14 protein-coding genes are annotated in these 16,418 nt (G+C 70.6%); 8 read left to right on the forward strand and 6 right to left on the reverse strand.

Annotation, left to right across the window (positions count from 1 at the left end):
- From J3486_RS04355 to J3486_RS04370, 4 genes are all read right to left on the reverse strand, one after another.
- Window positions 1-795: an enoyl-CoA hydratase/isomerase family protein gene (locus J3486_RS04355; RefSeq protein WP_207818568.1), complete on the reverse strand. Its 795-nt coding sequence runs from the start codon at window positions 793-795 to the stop codon at window positions 1-3.
- Window positions 792-3,095, reverse strand: coding sequence for a CoA transferase (locus tag J3486_RS04360; RefSeq protein WP_207818569.1), 2,304 nt, complete (start codon window positions 3,093-3,095; stop codon window positions 792-794). The genes J3486_RS04355 and J3486_RS04360 overlap by 4 nt, the downstream gene beginning before the upstream one ends.
- Before the next feature lie 116 nt (window positions 3,096-3,211).
- Entirely contained in the window at window positions 3,212-4,060 is an 849-nt protein-coding gene (locus tag J3486_RS04365; protein WP_207818570.1) for an IclR family transcriptional regulator, read from the reverse strand.
- Between the two features lie 87 nt (window positions 4,061-4,147).
- Window positions 4,148-5,485, reverse strand: a complete 1,338-nt coding sequence (locus tag J3486_RS04370) for an MFS transporter (protein WP_207818571.1) — start codon at window positions 5,483-5,485, stop codon at window positions 4,148-4,150.
- Window positions 5,486-5,650: 165 nt separating this feature from the next.
- Here J3486_RS04370 and J3486_RS04375 point away from each other — a divergent pair, with 165 nt between their 5' ends.
- The 5 genes from J3486_RS04375 (at window position 5,651) to J3486_RS04395 (ending at window position 10,600) form a co-directional block, all read left to right on the forward strand.
- A complete protein-coding gene (locus tag J3486_RS04375) occupies window positions 5,651-6,637 on the forward strand; it encodes an ABC transporter substrate-binding protein (protein ID WP_207818572.1) in 987 nt (328 codons plus the stop codon).
- Window positions 6,638-6,780: 143 nt separating this feature from the next.
- Complete coding sequence (locus tag J3486_RS04380) at window positions 6,781-7,797, forward strand: ABC transporter substrate-binding protein (protein WP_207818951.1); 1,017 nt, start codon at window positions 6,781-6,783, stop codon at window positions 7,795-7,797.
- Entirely contained in the window at window positions 7,797-8,702 is a 906-nt protein-coding gene (locus J3486_RS04385) for an ABC transporter ATP-binding protein (protein WP_229377399.1), read from the forward strand. The genes J3486_RS04380 and J3486_RS04385 overlap by 1 nt, the downstream gene beginning before the upstream one ends.
- On the forward strand, window positions 8,699-9,529 hold the full coding sequence (locus J3486_RS04390; RefSeq protein ID WP_207818573.1) for an ABC transporter permease: 831 nt from the start codon (window positions 8,699-8,701) through the stop codon (window positions 9,527-9,529). Before J3486_RS04385 ends, J3486_RS04390 begins: the two co-directional genes overlap by 4 nt.
- 99 nt (window positions 9,530-9,628) lie before the next feature.
- Entirely contained in the window at window positions 9,629-10,600 is a 972-nt protein-coding gene (locus tag J3486_RS04395) for a zinc-binding alcohol dehydrogenase family protein (RefSeq protein WP_207818574.1), read from the forward strand.
- A gap of 70 nt (window positions 10,601-10,670) precedes the next feature.
- On the opposite strand, the gene J3486_RS04400 is transcribed toward J3486_RS04395, so the two are convergent.
- A complete protein-coding gene (locus tag J3486_RS04400) occupies window positions 10,671-12,308 on the reverse strand; it encodes a carboxylesterase/lipase family protein (protein ID WP_207818575.1) in 1,638 nt (545 codons plus the stop codon).
- A 340-nt stretch (window positions 12,309-12,648) separates the two neighbouring features.
- On the opposite strand from J3486_RS04400, the gene J3486_RS04405 reads away from it, so the two are divergent.
- Window positions 12,649-13,311 carry a TspO/MBR family protein gene (locus tag J3486_RS04405; protein ID WP_307804679.1) on the forward strand — a complete coding sequence of 221 codons (663 nt, stop codon included), beginning with the start codon at window positions 12,649-12,651 and terminating at the stop codon, window positions 13,309-13,311.
- 68 nt (window positions 13,312-13,379) lie between these two features.
- Here the strand turns inward: J3486_RS04405 and J3486_RS04410 are convergent, their stop codons facing one another.
- Window positions 13,380-14,219, reverse strand: a complete 840-nt coding sequence (locus J3486_RS04410) for an EamA family transporter (protein WP_207818576.1) — start codon at window positions 14,217-14,219, stop codon at window positions 13,380-13,382.
- A gap of 187 nt (window positions 14,220-14,406) precedes the next feature.
- Here J3486_RS04410 and J3486_RS04415 point away from each other — a divergent pair, with 187 nt between their 5' ends.
- Complete coding sequence (locus tag J3486_RS04415; RefSeq protein WP_207818577.1) at window positions 14,407-15,090, forward strand: Asp/Glu racemase; 684 nt, start codon at window positions 14,407-14,409, stop codon at window positions 15,088-15,090.
- Window positions 15,091-15,483: 393 nt separating this feature from the next.
- Window positions 15,484-16,293 (forward strand): SDR family oxidoreductase, encoded by an 810-nt coding sequence (locus J3486_RS04420; RefSeq protein WP_229377402.1) that lies wholly within the window; start codon window positions 15,484-15,486, stop codon window positions 16,291-16,293.
- Window positions 16,294-16,418 lie beyond the last annotated feature (125 nt).

Below are 16,418 nucleotides of genomic sequence, written 5' to 3' on the forward strand. Positions count from 1 at the left end.
CTACCGTCCGGTGAACACCGGCGGCCGCTTCTCCAGGAACGCCTGGAGCCCCTCGGCCGCGTCGGCCGTCCCGGTCACTTCGTCGACGCCCTTGGCCTCCCGCTCCAGGGCCTGTTCGACGGGCAGCCCGTACCCCTCGTCGACGACGCGCTTGAGCAGGCCGATCGTGGTCGTCGGCTTCTCGGCCAGGCGCTGGGCCCGCTCGGCGACCACCGCGTCGAACTCGGCCTGCGCCACCACCACGTCGACGAGGCCGAGCTCCAGGGCGCGCTGCGGCGCCAGCCGTTCGGCCTCGATCATCAGGCGCTTCGCCAGGTGGGGGCCGACGAGCCGGGGGAGCCGCTGACTGCCGCCGGCCCCCGGGAACAGGCCGAGGCTCATCTCCGGGAACCCGAACGTGGCCTCCTCCGAGAGGATCCGCAGGTCGCAGGCGAGCGACAACTCAGCGCCGCCGCCCAGGGCGTGGCCGTTCATCGCCGCGACGACCGGCTTGGGCGCCTGCTCGATCAGCCGCTGGACCTCGATCCACCGGCGCATCTTCGCCTGGTTGCCCGCCGACAGGTCCCGCATGACCGCGATGTCGGCGCCGGCGATGAAGAACCGTCCGGTGCCGGTGATGACGATGCAGCGCACCTCCGGATCGGCGGCCAGCGGCGCCAGGACCGCGAGGAACTCCTCGATCATCGCCGGGTTCACGGCGTTCGCCTTGGGCCGGTCCACGCGGACCGTGGCGACGGCGCCGTCCCGCGTCACGTGCAGGATTCGGTCGACCTGGTTCGTCTTCGTCCCGCTCATTCGGTCACTCCCTCGGCGGTCAGCGCCGCCAGCTGTTCGTCGGTCAGGTCAAGCAGCTCGCGCAGCACCTCATGCGTGTGCTGGCCGAGGAGCGGTGCGGGCCGGTCGAGTCCGCCGGGTGTCGCGGCCAGCCGTGCGACGATGCCCTCGTGCGGGACCGGCCCGGTCAGCGGATGGTCGAGCACGGTGTAGAAGCCGCGGGCGGCGAGCTGCTCGTCGGCCTCGATCAGGTCCTGTCCGGTCGCCACGACCGCCGCCGCCACGCCCTCGGCCTGGAGGAGTTCGGCGAGCTTGTGGCCGTCCTGGGCGCGCGTCCAGGCGGCGAGGGCGGCGTCGATCTCGTCCTCGTGCGCCCGCCGGGTCGCCAAGTCGTCTTCTGCCGCGGGGAGTTCGACGAGGCGTGTCAGGGCGTGCCATTGCGCCTCGTCCGTCACTGACACCGCCAGCCACCGGTCATTTCCGGCCACCGGGTACACACCGTGGGGCACGGCGTGCGGCGACCGGTTCGGATGCTCCGTCGTGCGGGGGTCGGGCGCGCCGGCGCCGAGGACGGGCTCCAGGGCCGCGGGGCCCATCGTCGAGGCCATCGCCTCCAGCTGGGACAGATCCACGTGACCGCCACGGCCCTGCGCCAGCAGATCGAGCGTGGCGAGCACCGCCGAGTTGGCGGCGATCATGTCGCCGAGCCCGAAGGTCAGTCCCTGCGGCGGGCCGTCCGGGTCACGGGTCTCGTAGGCCAGCCCGGACATCGCGGCGAGCGTGTCGGCGAAGGTCACGGCCTTGCGCCAGGGCCCGGTCTGGCCCACCCCCGCCATGGACACCAGGATGATGTCCGGGTTCAGCTCGCGCAGCGAGGCGTAGTCCATGCCCCACTTGGCCAGCACACCCGGGCTGAAGTTCTCCACGACGACGTCGCAGTGCGGGACCAGCTCGCGCAGCAGCCGCTGGCCCTCGTCGGTGCGCAGATTGAGGGCGACGCTGCGCTTGTTGCGGTTGAAGTTGATGAAGTAGCCGCTGTCGTCGGGGTCGGAGCCCGGCCGCAGATGCATCGAGGGCGCGAAGCGCGTGGGGTCCTTGCGGTGCCGGGACTCGACCTTGACGATGTCCGCGCCGTGCTCCCCGAACTGCTTGGTCACGTACGGGCCGGCGAGCACCCAGGTCAGATCGAGGACCCTCACGCCTTCCATGGCCCGGGACTTGGGTCGCTCCTGCTCCTGACGCGCCCGGCCGGTGTGGCGCCACGGAGAGTCGCCCTCCGCCTCCCGGATCGCGGGCAGGGTGACCGGGCGGGGGAGTGCCGCCCACGGGAAGCCGACGTCCTCGACGCCGCCGTCGGGCAGCCCGTCGCCGGTGACGGTGACCAGGGAGGCGCGGTCGCGCAGCTGGGGATGCTCGGTCAGTCGCTCGGGCGGCACGACCTCGGCCCATGGCAGGGCGCGCCGCCGTGCCTCCTCGGCGATCTCGGCGGTGGGCAGCCCCTTCGCGAACTGCCGGACGATCTCGTCGACTTGGGGGCGCTCGCGCCACCGGAACGCGGCGTCCTGCCACCGCTCGTCGAGCAGTTCACCGGCCGCGCCGTGCTCCGCCATCCACGTCAGCAGATCCGTCCACATCCGGGGGCTGCCGGAGTAGCCCCCGGCCACATATCCGTCCGCCGTCTCGAAGATCTGGTGCGCGACGTGCTCGTACACCCCTGCGCTGCGGATGGGGAAACGTCCGGCGTGGACCCAGGCGATGGCGGCGGTCTCCAGCGTGGCGGCGACGGCCTCCTGCGCGGAGACATCGACGAGCTGCGGGGTTCCCGACACGACGGCGAGCAGCGCGCCGATCGCCGCGTGGGCCCCGGCGATCTGGAACGCCTGCTCGCGCGGCGGCGGCTTGGGCTGTCCGTCGGGGCGCCCGCCGAGCCAGGCCATGCCGCCCGCCGATGCCAGGACCAGATCGTCGACGACCCAGTCGCGGCGCGGCCCGGTCAGACCGAACGGCGTCACCACCACGTGCACGGCGTGCGGCCAGCGGGACGATCCGTCCGCACGCAGGCCGCGCAAGTCTGCGTACGGTCCGCTCTCCAGTACGACATCGGCGCCCGCAGCGAGCGCGTTGAGCTCCGCCGCGTCGCGCACCGTCGTCCAGCGCTTGCCCGCGTGCCAGTGCGCACGCGCCGCGGGACCGAGACCGGCACCCGACTCGGTCCGTACGACATCGGCGCCGATCCCCACGAGCAACCGGGCGCCCTGGAAGGCGAGTTCATCGGTCAGGTCGAGCACGCGCAGCGGCGTCTGGTCCGGATCTGTTCGCACCACGGCTCCTCCCCTCACATGTCCGCAGCCTTTGCGGCATCTCACGATCACCGTGAGAGGGGAGGCGGGCCACCGGTGTGTTCTGCTGGCCGGACCGGGACCGTCGCCGCGCGCGCTCAGCCCGTGACGACGCGCACGGCGGTCGGCTGCTGTTTCGGCGTGCGAACCGTGCGCACCGCGCGAGCCGGGTCGTACGACGTTTTGCGCGCCACACCCCGCGCGATGCGCTCCGCCGTGTCCTGCACCATCGCGAGGTGCCGCTCCACCGACACCTGCGTGACCGGTCCGGTGATCGACAGCGCCGCGTACTCCGACCCGGCCAGCGCCACCGGGACGGCGAGGCTGGCGTCCCCGATCCTGACCCCCTCCAGCTCCAGCGCGTACCCCTCCCGTGCGGTCCGGGCCAGCCGCTGGGCCAGGACCTGCGGGTCCGTGACGGAGCGAGGGGTCATGGCGGGCAGCCCCTTGGCGACGAGCTCCGCGACCCGCTCGGGTCCGTCGGGGGCCAGGGCGAGCAGCACCCGACCGGTCGCCGTGCAGGAGGCGGGCAGTCGGCCGCCGACATAGGAGTGGGTGAGGACGTTGGCCTCACCTGCGATCTTCTCCAGGAACAGGACGTGGGTCCCGTCGAGGACCGAGAGGTGCACGGCCGTGCGGGTCCGGGTGAACAGGTCGGTCATCAGCGGCCGGGCCACGGTGCGCAGCACGGAGGAAGCGGGCACCCGCTGCCCCAGCTGGAAGAGCCGGATGCCGAGCTCGTACCGTTCGCCGTGCCGGTCGAGCAGCCCCCACTGCACCAGTTCCTGGGCGAGCCGGTACGCCGACGCCTTGGGCACGCCCGACCTGCGGCTCAGCTCGCTCAGCCGCAGCCGGTCCGCGCCCGACTCGAACGCGGCGAGCAGCAGCTGCGCCTTGCCCAGTACGGAATTGGGCAGCAGGACATCCTCTTGCGCGTACGACCCCATTGGCGTCCCCTCACTTCGTCTCATGGCGACACAGGCCATTTGAAGTGCAACAACGCCATGTTGCATAGAGGGGCGGGGACGTAAACATCAGGCAACAGGTGCGCCGATGTGCTCCTTCCGTGCCTGGTCGGCGGGGATTTCGGGGCCCCGCGGCACCTGTGCGAAGAAGACCAGCGCCACCAGCGTGACGAGCGCCATACCCATGGTCAGCAGCGCGACCGGCAGGAAGTGACCCGTGGCGGCGAGCAGCGCCGCCGCCGCGAGCGGCGAGAGACCGCCGGCGATCGCCGACGACAGCTCGTGGCCGAGCGCCATCCCGGAGTAGCGCGTGCTGGTGCTGAACAGCTCGGAGAAGTACGAGGGCTGGACCCCGATCATCGCGGCGATGGCGATGTGCCCGACGATGAACGCCGCCCACACCGCGGCGGGCTGTCCCGTGTCCATGAGCAGGAAGAAGGGCGCCGCCCACAGCAGCATGCCGAGCGCCCCGCCCAGATAGACCGGCCGCCTGCCCACCCGGTCGGAGAGCCGCCCGAAGACGACCATCATCACCGAGTCCACCAGCATGCCGACGATCCCGGCCCACAGCAGCACGCCCGAGGAGATCCCCACGTACGCCCCGTATACGAGGGAGAACGACATGAAGATGTAGCTGGCGCCGCTGTCGGCGAAGCGCAGGGCCATCGCGAACAGCACCTGGCGCGGATGGTTCCGCAGCACCTCCCGCAGGGGCGAGTGCGCCGGGGCCTCGGCCTTCGTGGAATCGGCCTCGAAGCTCTCCGTCTCGCCGAGGTTGCGGCGGATGTAGATCCCCACCACGAAGATCACCGCGCTGGCCAGGAACGGGAGCCGCCAGCCCCAGGCGAGGAACCCGTCGCCGGACACCCGCTCGGCCAGCCACAGCGCCAGCGCCGAGAGCACGAAGCCCAGGCCCATGCCGCAGGAGCTGAACGAGGCGAAGAAGCCACGCCGCTCGGCCGGGACGTTCTCGGTGATGATGAGGACGCCGCCGCCCCATTCGCCGCCGGCGGCCGCGCCCTGAAGAACCCGGAGCAGCACCAGGAGCAGCGGCGAGAGCAGTCCGGCCGTGGAGTACGAGGGCAGCAGCCCCATACAGAAGGTGGCGCCGCCCATCAGGGAGAGCGTCCCCATGAGGGCGACCTTGCGCCCGCGCCGGTCACCGATGTGGCCGAAGATCACGCCCCCGAGGGGCCGGGCGGCGAACCCCACCGCGTGACCGGCCAGGGCGGCGATCGTGCCGAGCAGCGGATTCTCGCCGGAGGGGAAGAAGACCTGGCCGAGAACCAGTGCGGCGGCGGTGGTGTAAAGGAAGAAGTCGTACCACTCCATCATGTTGCCTGCGACGGACGCGATGACCACGCGCCGCGTCGTCGCTGCGCCCTCGGTCGTGCTCTTGCGGGGCATGTGCGCTCCTTGCCGTTCGAGCCTCGGATCGGTGGAGCGTACGAACGGCCGGAAGTCACCTCAATCGTGCCGGTCCATCAGGCGGGACACCGTGCTTTCCGCGGACCTCCCGGAGTGCCAGGTTTCCGCCACCTCGACAGCACTCCGACTCGGAGGTCGTATCCGATGTTCCGTCACCACCGGCCGGGCGTGCGCCCGGCCGCCGCTGTGGGCACCCTGTTCGCTCTCCTGTTCGCCACCGCCTGCGGGGCGGGCACCACCGACTCGGCGGGTTCCGCCGGCGGCAAGAGCCCGACCGTGCGGCTCGCGCTCGGCGTCGACGCCTCGTACGCCCCGCTGTACCTCGCCATCGAGCGCGGCATGTTCAAGAAGGCAGGCGTCGACGTCCAGCTGATGAAGGTGGAGGGTGGGCCGGCCGCCGCGCAGGCGGTCACGGCCGGCACCGCCCAGATGTCCGCCAACGCCGACTCCACCGCCCTTCCGCAGATGGTGAGCAACCCGGCCCTGCGGGCCCTGGGCGTCTTCCAGTCCTCGGGCCGCCTCCTCAAGGTCGTCCTGCGCAAGGGCATCACCTCGCCGAAGCAGATCAGGACGATGGGCTCGATCCAGGGCATCGGCCTGTACGCCACGCACCAGTACCTGGAGCACAACGGCATCGACCCGGACTCCGTGAAGATCCAGCAGAGTTCGCCGCAGGAGATCCCCACCATGCTCCAGCGCGGCGACATCGACGGCTACATCCTCTTCGACCCCTGGGTGACCAAGGGCGTCGAGGCGGGCGGCCACATCGCCGGATCCACCGGCGACTTTGGTGTCACGTACCGGCAGTGGCTGCTCGCGGACCAGAAGTGGCTGAAGGACCACCAGGACGTCGCCGGGAAGGTGTTCAAGGTGGTCGCCGAGGCCGACCGGCTGGTGACGAAGGACCCGCACGCGGCCGCCCTCGCCTCTCGTGAGCAGGCCCAGCTGCCAGTGGCCGGAACGGAGAAGGCCATCGGTGAAATCACCTTCGAGTCCCGCGCCCTGACCTCGGCCGATGTCACGTCCTCGCGCAAGATCGTGGACTTCCTCCTCGCGGAGAAGCTCGTCAAGAGCGCACCCGACTACGACACCGTGCTGCTGTCCGGCTGGTACGACCAGCACGCCAGGTGACCGGCTCCGACGAGCCGTGTCGCGACCGTCCCACTGAGCGGACCGCCGCGCATGCGCCTGCCCTCCGAGCGGCAGTACCGTTCGCCAACTCGCGGCCCCGCACCCCGATTTCCCGCCGAAAAGCGCCCCCTTCCGAGGTGACCATGCAAACAGCGTCCCGCTCGACATCCCGCCCGATCCGTCGCATCGCCGGCACCCTTCTCTGCACCGCCGCACTGACCTTCGTGACCGCGTGCGGAGCGGGGACCACCGACTCCGGGGCCGGCTCGGGCTCCGGCGGCGGGGCGGGTGACCCCCACATCCGGATCGCCGTCGGCGTCGACGCCGGGTACGCGCCGTTCTTCGTGGCCGACGCCGAGGGCCTGTGGGCCAAGCACGGGGTCGACGTCGACCTCGTCCAGTTCGCCAAGGGCGGTGAAGGCGTCGACGCGCTCAACGCCGGACAGGTCCAGATGGCGGGGAACTCCGACGTCACGACCATCGGCCTGCTCGCCCAGAACCCGAAGCTGCGCTCCCTGCTCGTGTACGAGCAGTCCGGGCGCTACCTCAAGGTCGTCATGCGGTCCGGGGTGAAGTCCCCCGACAAGATCCGCAAGATGGCCGTCGTGCCGGGCCTGTCCGAGCTGGCGACCACGCGGTTCCTCGAGTCGAAGGGCATCAAGACCGACTCGGTCAAGTTCGTCACGGCCGACCCCGCCGAGATCCCGGCCCTCACCAACAAGGGCGACGTGGACGCGTACGTCCTGTGGGAGCCGTGGCCGTCCAAGGGCAAGGAGCTGGGCGAGCGGATCCTGGAGTCCACGGGCGACTACGGATTCAGCTACCAGCACTGGCTCCTGTCGACCTCGCCCTGGCTCAAGGACCACAAGAGCACCGCCGTCAAGGTGGCCGAGGCCCTCGAGGAAGCGGCCAAGAAGACCGAGAGCGACCCGCAGGCCGCGGCGAAGGCCACCCAGGACGCCGCGAAGATCCCCACCGACCAGACGGTGAAGGCGGTGAAGGAGATCGACTTCGGCGTCCGTGACTTCACCGACAAGGACCTGAAGGGCTACGACGACACGGCCGACTTCTACGTGAGCACCGGCAAGGTCAAGGGACGCCCCGACGTTGCCGGCACCGTCCAGCGCGGCTGGCTTCCCGAGAACACGAAGGGGTCCTGATGACCAAGGGGATCGAGAAGGAGACGGTAGCGGAGACGCGGGCCGCGGCAGCGGTCGCGGTTCCGGCCCCCCGCGCCCCGGCGCAGGCGGCGGCCGGCCGCGGTGCGGCCCTACGGGTCGAGGGCGCGGGTATCTCCTTCGGTGAGTTCCAGGCCGTCCAGGGCATCGACCTGGACATCCCGGCAGGGGAGTTCCTCTGTCTGCTCGGACCGAGCGGCTGCGGCAAGTCCACCCTGCTGTCGGCGATGGCGGGATTCATCCAGGTCAGCGAGGGGTCCCTCACCGCGGACGGTGCCGCCGTCCGCGGCCCCGACCCCGAACTCGGCATGGTCTTCCAGAGCAGCGAGGCCCTCTTCGACTGGATGACGGTGCAGCAGAACGTCACCTTCGGGCCTCGCATGCGCGGCCTGTCCCGTGCCGAGCAGAACCGGGTGGCCGACGAATACCTCGGCCTGGTCGGCCTGCGCCACTGCGCGGACCGCTACCCCGGCCAGCTCAGCGGCGGCATGCGCCAGCGCGTCCAGATCGCCCGGGTCCTGGCCAACGAACCGGGCGTCGTCCTCATGGACGAGCCCTTCGGCGCGCTCGACGCGCAGACCCGGCAGGTGCTCCAGCAGGAGACGGCCCGCATCTGGAGCGCGTCCGGCTGCACCGTCGTCTTCGTCACCCACGACATCGACGAGGCGATCCTCCTCGCCGACCGGATCGCCGTGATGACGGCGGGCCCCGCCGCGTCGATCAAGTCCCTGTACACGGTGGACCTGCCGCGCCCGCGCGACGAGTCCGACCCCGCAGCCCTGCGCCTGCGCAGCCAACTGCGCGAGGACATCGGAGAAGAGGTGCGCAAGGCCATGCGTGATCAAGGACTCGACGACCGGCCCGACCGAGAGGCGAAGGGCGCATGACGATCACCACCACCGAGACCCCGGCCCCGGCCCGCACCCGCACCCGCCCGCGGCGCACCAGCGGGGCCGGCGCCCAGGGGCTTCGCACCCTCGGCCTGTACGTCGTCGCCATCCTCGTCGGCCTGGGTGTCTGGCAGCTCGTGGCCATGAAGTACGGCCCCTCCCTCGTGGCCTCCCCGAGCCAGACCCTGTCGGCCGCCCGCGAGCTGGCGTCCGACGGCACGCTGGGCAACTCGGTCATCGCCTCCAGCCGCCGCATCCTGATCGGCTGGGGCCTCGGCGTCGTCGTGGGCGCCCCGGTCGGCCTGCTCATCGGGCAGATCAGGCTCGTGCGCCAGCTCCTGGAGCCGTACATCGAGTTCTTCCGCTTCATCCCGCCGGTCGCCTTCGTGACCCTGGCGGTGGTGTGGCTGGGCATCGGCGAGACGTCGAAGGTCGTCCTGATCTTCTACACGGCTGTCTTCATCGTCACGCTCAACACCAGCGCCGGCGTCATGGCCGTCAACGAGAACAAGCTGCGGGCCGCCGCCAGCCTCGGAGCGAGCCGCCGCCAGATCCTCCAGCGCGTCGTGCTGCCCTCCACCGTCCCGTACATCCTCACCGGCGCCCGGCTCGCCATGGGCAACAGCTTCCTGACGATCGTCTCCGCCGAGATCGTCGCCGCCCAGGTGGGCCTCGGCTCTCTGATCTGGACCTCCCGCAACTACGGCCGCATCGACTGGGTCTTCGTCGGCATCATCACGCTCGGCATCCTGGGCCTGGTCTACGACCGGATCCTGCGCCTGATCGCGATGCGTGTACTGCACAAGTATGGAGCTAAGGTGTAAACGAGGTCGCAGTGATCACGGGGGGTCGGCGCACAGTCCAGTCGGTGCACTGCCCAGTCCGCGCACAGTCCAATGGGGGAAGAACGGAGACCACTGCACGTGAGCACCACCTCGTCCACATCGCGGGCCCTGTTTCTCGAGGAGTTCGGCATCCTGCCGCGCCTCGGCGAACGGCCCGTGCCCGAGCCGCGCCCCGGACACACCCTCGTCCGGGTGGCGGCGGCCACCGCCGCCCATCTGGACCTGAACATCCTCGACGGACAGTTCGGCATCCTGCCCGAGCTGCCGTTCATCCCCGGCACCCAGGGCAGCGGCTATGTCGTCGCCTCGGACACCCACCCCGAGGGTGCCCTGGTCCGCCTGCGCGGCGAAGGTCTCGGCCTCAGCCGCGACGGCGCCTGGGCCGAGTACGCGCTCGTCCCGGACACCGCCGCGGAGGTCATGCCCGAGGGCACCGACCCTGCCCTCGCCTGCATCTACTTCTCCCCGGTCGGCACGGCCTGGGCGACCGTCCACGCGATCGCCCAGGTCAAGCCGGGGGAGCGGGTCCTTGTCACCGGCGCCTCCGGTGCGGTCGGCGCCGTGGCCGTACAGCTCGCGGCGCGGGCCGGCGCGGAGGTCATCGGCGCCGTCGGCCGCCCGGCGAAGCTGCCGCACGTGCCCGACGCCGCCAAGGCCCTGCTCGCCTCCGACCTCTCCGAGGAAGCGATCGGCGGCAAGGTCGACGTCCTCATCGACACGGTCGGCGGCCAGATCCTCCGGGACGCCCTCACCCTGGTCCGCCCGCGCGGCCGCGCCGCGCTCCTCGGTTACACGGCCGGCCGCGAGCTCACCCTGGACCTCGCGGACTTCTTCCTCGCGGACGTCACCCTCCTGCCCGTGAACATGATGAGCCGCGGCCCGGAGGTCGCCTCCGAGGTGCTGAGCCTTTTGCCGGACCTGTCGTCCGGTGCGCTGACGCTGCCGTACGAGCGGTACGGGATGGACGCGCTCGGCGAGGCCGTGGAGCGGCTGCGCTCGGGCGCGGCGGTCGGCAAGATCGTGCTCGACATGGAGCACACCGGCAACTGAGCCGAACGCTCTCCGCACGCACAACCAAAGGGCCCCCTCCCGCCGGAGGGGGCCCTTCGTCGGTGCTGGATCAGGACTGCGCAACGCCTGCCTGCGCGGCGAGCTTGTCCGCGTCGAGAGGGAGCCAGTCATAGTCGATCGAGTTCCAGAAGGCGCACTGGCGGCGCGCCTCGTACACGCCGGTCTTCAGCGCCTGGCTCTCACCTCCGGGCAGCAGGGACATGAACCGTCCGGCCCGGAACAAAGGCCAGGCGGCGAGCCCGGGAGCGGCGGGGTTCCCGTGCTTCACGAACGAGCCCCAGTAGCGCACCATCTCGCTGGACAGCTGCTGCTGCGCGGGAGTCAGCAGCGCCGAGGTCGCCGAGGAGGGCATCAGGTACGGAAACTCGCTGCCGTGCGACGCGCCCGCGTCGAAGCCACTCGACGAGGACCCGCCTGTGGGCGGGTGCGGGTCGTTGAACTCGTAGTAGTACGTGCGCGGTTGACGCTTCGAGAACTGGGCGGTGAGGCTCAGATACTGGCAGCCCCCGAGTCCGTAAAAGGCGCTGCTGTCGCCCCACAGGGCACCGAACGCGTAGGCCCCGGTGTACGCGTCGCCGTAGGCGCTGAACGGATAGTGCGCGAGGACGGCGTCGGCCTCGTCCCCGAACTCGATGCGCACTGCCTTCTCGTACTGGTCCTTCGTCGCGTTCGCGAACGGCCGCGCCCAACTGCGTATTTCGTCACGCGTGTGGCCGATGAGGAGAGGGACGTTCGCGGTCCGGCCGGTGCGTACGGCCTCGAGCGGAGCGACGGGCAGTTCGGGAGTCCCGGCCGTGGGAAGCGGGCCGCTCAGGATGCCGCCGATGAAGTCCTTTGCCGCGGACTGGAGTTCACTGGCCGGCTTGTTGCGCAGGCAGGCCAGATCGGGCGCGGTGGCGGAGCAGCCTGCGGCCGTCGCGTACTTCTTTCCACGGGCGACGGCCTGCTCGACCGTGTAGCTCGGGCATCCGCCGCTCTGGATGATCGCGCCCGAGAACAGTCCACGCGCCGAAGGCGAGGACATCAGCGCGCAGACGGAGTGGCCACCGGCCGACAGGCCGCCGATGGTGACCCGGCTCGCGTCGCCGCCGAACGCGCCGATGTTGCGCTGCGTCCAGCGCAGCGCCGCCTCCTGGTCGAGCAGGCCGTAGTTGCCCGCGCCCTGCTTGCTCAGCCCGGGCAGGTCGAGGAAGCCGAACACGCCGAGGCGGTAGTTGATCGTGACGACCACGACGTTGTTGGTCCGGGCGATCAGCGAGCCGTCCTGCGTGTCCCCGGAACCGGAGGAGAAGCCGCCGCCGTGGATCCAGAACATCACCGGCAGCGGCCGGTCGGTCCTTTTGGCAGGCGTGTAGACGTTCAGGTAGAGGCAGTCCTCACTCATTCCCGGGTTCGTGTTGCTGCCGTTCTGGAGGCAGCGGGGGCCGGAGGACGTGGCCGACCGGGTGCCCGTCCACGCGGCGGCGGGTGCCGGCGGCTGCCAGCGTCCGGTGCCGACGGGCGGAGCAGCGTACGGGATGCCGTAGAAGCGGTCGACGTCGGCGGCCGTGGCTCCGGCGACCAGGCCCTTGTCGGTGGCGACCGTCAAGGACCGTGCGCCGGCGGACGCCGGCACGGCCGATATGAGGGTGAGCAGGAAGAGGAAGCTCGCCAGCCAGGCGAGTCTCTGTCGGACAGTGGAACCCACTGGGTCTCCTGAGAGGTAGGAGCGATGAAAGGAGCCATGGTTTTCCTCAAGCGGCGGGCGCACGACGTTTCCGTTCCGCTCCCCGGACCCCTCTGTGTGCAACTGGCCCTCTGCGATGTGTAGTTGGGTGGCCGGCGCTTGCGTACTGCTCCTGGCTGCGGACGGTCCGGGCCGGGATCGGTGAAGCCGCGCCCGACCACGTGCAGCACGCTGGTCTACGTCTGCGCCTACGTCTGCGCCTGCGCCTGCGCCTGCGCCTGCGGGCGTGGCGCCCCCCGGGCCGGGGCGGCCAGGAGAATGCGGCACATGGGCGGCTCGTCCCCGACCGGCAGGAGGAGGCGTGACGGGTCGCGACGCGCCCTGTCGAGACCCGCGCCCCGAGGCGGATGGCGCACGGCGGTGCGGCGGGCTCGGGCCGGCGCTCGGCGTCGCGGCTGCTGAACGTCACGCCGTGACTGGCATCGGCATCATGGGGAAGGAGATACGTATGAGGCTGGCGAGAGCTTTGTCGAGTTCGGCGCGTGACCGGTCGCAATCTGGTGCGCTGCGCAGCTACGGGCCCGTGAGTGCCGCTGTAGTGACAGCGGCGGCGCTGGGCTCGGTCGCCATTGATCCGAGCGATCCCTGGTACCGCTCCTTGAGAAAGCCTCCGTGGCAGCCTCCGCCAGCCGCTTTCGGTTTCGTCTGGACGCCGCTGTACATCTCGATTGCAGCGGCTGGAGGACGCACCCTGCAGCGCGCTCCGGCAGGGGAGCGTGCACCCTGGGGATCCGCGCTGGCGGTCAATCTGGCCTTGAACGCGGCGTTCGGCTGGTCGTTCTTCAAGGCTCGCACCCCGTACGCGGGCCTGGCCGTCACCGCAGCCACGGCCCTCTCGTCCTGGGATCTGGTGCGCCGCAGCGCACGCATCGACCGAGGTGCGGCAGCAGCCCTCGTGCCGTATGCACTGTGGTGTACCTTCGCCACCGCCCTCAACGCTGACATCGCACGGCGCAACAGGTAGCCACTGGATTCGAGCACATCGAAGGGGTGTGGGCCCGCGGCGGAGAGCGGATGCCCGGCGGTGCCGGGTCAGCCGACGGCGAGCAGTACGGAGGCCGCTGCCGTGCCCACCAGCCCGACCATCTGGCGCCGGTCGACTCGCTCGTGCAGCCGGATCAGCCCCAGTACCACCGGCAGCGCCGGGTAGAGGGAGGCGAGGACGACAGCGATGGCGAGCATCTGCTGCCGGGTGGCGAGCAGGTACAGGCTCAGGCCCAGCGCCGCACCGGCTCCGATGAGGAGCGCTTGAGCCCCGCGCAAAGGCGGCACGCGCAGATGGCGTGCCGCGCTCGGCAGGAGAACCACCACGGCGGCGAGCCGGCCCGCGGCCACCGGCCAGAGACCGCTGGCGGCTCCCGCTTGCGCCAGCGCCAGATACTGCACGGCGACGCCCGCGCTCGCCAACAGGCCGTCCGCCGTACCCTTGGCGTTCTCCCCTCCCCGCCTCCGCGGGCCGATGACGTGCCCACCCGAGACGAGCCACAGGGCGGGCCCCGTGGCGGCGATGCCCGCCCAGGCCAGGAGCGTAGGCCGGTCCCCAAGAAAGACAACTCCGGTGAGCACGGAGAGGACCACGGAGGTCACGGCACTCACAGGCACCACCACGGTCATCGCGCCTCGGCTCAGCCCACGGTTCAGGCACAGCATCGCCGCGGCGCTGCCGACTCCCGACACGGCGCCCCAGCCCAGGTCCGCGGGACGGACGGAGGAGGCGGGGACGAGGAGAGCCACGATCACGGCGACCAGCAAGCCGCCCAGCTGGCCGAGGAGGGTGACCGCGGTGAAGGGGATACGGCGGGACAACAGCCCGCCGGCGAAGTCGACAACGCCGTAGCAAGCGGCCGAGAGCAGTGCTAACAGGGGAGCCACCCGTCTCTGGTTACCCGGATCGCGGAGTGAGAAGCGTGTGCCACGGACGGACATGCGTGGCGCAGTCACCGGACCGGTCGGCTGCCTGTCGCTGTCGGCTCGGGCAGCGCGGCGTGTGAAACAGCTCGTTAGCCTCGGTGGTATGGGTCCACGAAACCTCGGTCCTGCGACGAAACGACATGTCGGCGTGGTCGCCTCCTACGACTTCACGCGTCGGGCGGAGCTGCGCCGCTGGATCCCGCCGAGTGTGACCTGCACGCTGACTTTCACCGAAGAGGTTTCCTACCAGGACAATCTGGAGCTGGTCTCCCGCCTCGGCCGACCGAATCTGCTGGCAGGGCCGGTACGCGAGTTGGTGGATCGCGGAGCGGAGGCCGTGGCCTATCTGTGCACCGCGTGCAGCTTCGTCAACGGTGTGGCTGGTGAGCGGGCGTTGCGGGACACGATGACGGAACACGGCGCGCGGCAGGCGCTGACGACCAGCAGTGCGATCATTGCCGCCCTCCGTGCCGTCGGGGCCCGTCGGCTCGCCGTGGTGCACCCTTACCAGGAGCCGGTCGATCGTCTGCTGGCCACGTACCTCGAGGCCTCCGGGTTCGATGTCGTCGCGCTCTCGTCGCTGGGCCTCGACGCGGTGGAAGATGTCTACACCGTGGACGAGCAGCGGGTGCAGGAAACTGTCGTCGCCGGAGATCACTCCGCAGCGGATGCGCTGCTCATCAGCTGCACCGCTGTGCCCACCTACGAGGCCCTTCCCCACCTGGAAGAACGTCTCGGCAAACCCGTCATCAGCGCGAATCAGGCCACCTCGTGCGCGCTGCTGGCTGCTGTGGGCGTACGAGCGTGCGGCCCAGGGCAGCGGCTCCTGTGACCGGCGCGGGCCGAGCGGGTCACACCTGACGCCTTGAGAAGGACAGGCCGGGTTCTGCACGGGATGCGAGCCGGGACGGCCACCGCCGGTGTGGCGTGGCGGCGGCCGTCGGGCGCGCGGGACCCAAGCTCCCCGGCCCGGCCCACCGCGTGGGGTTCGCCTGCGGTCCAGGGCGCGGGAGGCGACCTCGTTCTTCGAGGGGCGTGATCAGGTGGTTTCGTCGTCGGCTTGCTGGCTACGCGGAAGAGGTCAACCGACCGACAACCTTGTGAGCTGGAGGTTTACCCGATGGCAGATACAGGTGAGGATTCTTCCGCTCGGCCGGGTGAGGCAACTGAACCGAGGCCGCCGTACCGGTTCGAGCGGCAAGAACGGCCGGGGCTTGAGGCGAAGATGTCGACGCCTCCGCGCTACCGGGCCCCCGACTATCGAGGCTCGGGCAAGCTGCGTGGCAAGATCGCGCTGATCACGGGCGGAGACTCGGGGATCGGCAGGGCAGTGGCCGTGCTCTATGCACGCGAGGGCGCCGACGTGGCGATTGTCTACCTGCCCGAGGAACAAGAGGACGCCGAGCAGACACGCGGCGTCGTCGAGGAAGAGGGGCAACGGTGCCTGCTCGTCCCGGGTGATCTGTGCGACCCGGACTTCTGCCAGGAGGCGGTCGACGCGACCGTTCGGGAATTGGGCGGCTTGAACATCCTGGTCAGCAACGCGGCGCGGCTCAACAGCCAGAACAGCCTCGACGACCTGAACTTCCGGGAGTTCGAACTGGCGTTCAAGACGAACGTCTACGCCTACTTCCACCTCGTCCTCGCCTGCCTGCCCCACCTCGAGCGGGGGGACGCGATCATCGCGACGGCCTCGGAGGAGGGCCTCAAGGGCAGCGACATGATGATGGACTACGCGGCATCGAAGGCCGCGCAGATCATCTTCACCAAGTCCATCGCCTCTCATCTCGCCCGGCGTGGCGTGCGTGCCAACGTCGTGGCGCCCGGTCCGACCTGGACTGTTCTCAATCTGGCCGGCCAGCGCTTTCCCGACGACTACCTCGAGAAGAATCTCGCCTCGTCCGACCCGATGGCGCGCGCGGCCCAGCCCGAGGAACTCGCTCCCGCCTACGTCTACCTCGCCTCGGAAGTCGACTCCAGCTACACGATCGGGGAGACCATCGCGGTCACCGGCGGGATGACCGACACCCGTTGAGGGGGCGCCGAGGCAGCCGAGGTTAGTCCGGCGTTCCGTGCGGGGAAGGAGGAGGCGGGCGGTCTGGCAGCAGCCCCTTCGAGAGCTCCGGTGCTGGAAGCCGTGGACGCGCACCGCCGTCGCAC

This window comes from Streptomyces sp. VRA16 Mangrove soil (assembly GCF_017377775.1).
In the GTDB taxonomy this organism is placed as follows: Bacteria; Actinomycetota; Actinomycetes; order Streptomycetales; family Streptomycetaceae; genus Streptomyces.